The sequence below is a fragment of the Neisseria sp. P0021.S006 genome (assembly GCF_051956895.1).
This window is the reverse complement of record NZ_JBQCWZ010000859.1, coordinates 1-616: the sequence shown is the minus strand read 5'-3', so window position 1 is coordinate 616 and position 616 is coordinate 1. Positions and strand designations below refer to the sequence as shown.

General features: G+C 41.1%; 2 pseudogenes. Both read right to left on the bottom strand.

The window, feature by feature from the left end:
- Positions 1 to 297, bottom strand: a pseudogene (locus ACTHUM_RS17540) (electron transfer flavoprotein subunit beta/FixA family protein); the annotation flags it as partial.
- Between the two features lie 183 nt (positions 298 to 480).
- A pseudogene (locus ACTHUM_RS17535) lies at positions 481 to 616 on the bottom strand (lipopolysaccharide heptosyltransferase I); the annotation flags it as partial.

The following is a 616-nucleotide window of genomic DNA, read 5'->3' as shown; positions in this document are numbered from 1 at the left end:
TTTTGCAACGGCCAAAGGCTCCAACTTCGCATCAGTCTCAACATGAACCGCACGGTCGGCACCCATCGCCAAAGCAGTACGCAACGTCTATTCGCATTTTTTCTAGCCAAGAGAAACAGCAACAATCTCGCTTACTTTTCCGGCTTCTTTCAAACGGACAGCTTCTTCTACCGCGATTTCATCAAACGGGTTCATCGACATTTTGACATTACCGATATCCACATCGGAACCATCGGCTTTCACACGAACTTTGACGTTATAGTCCACTACGCGCTTTACTGCGACCAGTGCTTTCATTCAATTCTCCTAAAAAGAATGTCCATCAAATCTAGCATACTGCTTTTGATACATTCTTTATATAAAATCCAATTCGGTTTTCACCAACATGATAAAACCAAATTTGTATAAATCTTGGCAAATAGAGCGGAATTATATCATTTCTAAAGCATTTACTCAGAAAATAAATCCACCCCCCAGCAATTATTTACCGTATGCTGCAACACAATCCATCAAGGTTTTATAAACCTCGTCAACATTGGGAATTTGAGCAATACCGCCTAAATTTTTTGCATAAGCCGAAACTTGAACGCCGGTCTTGACCGGATCTGTATCTGTA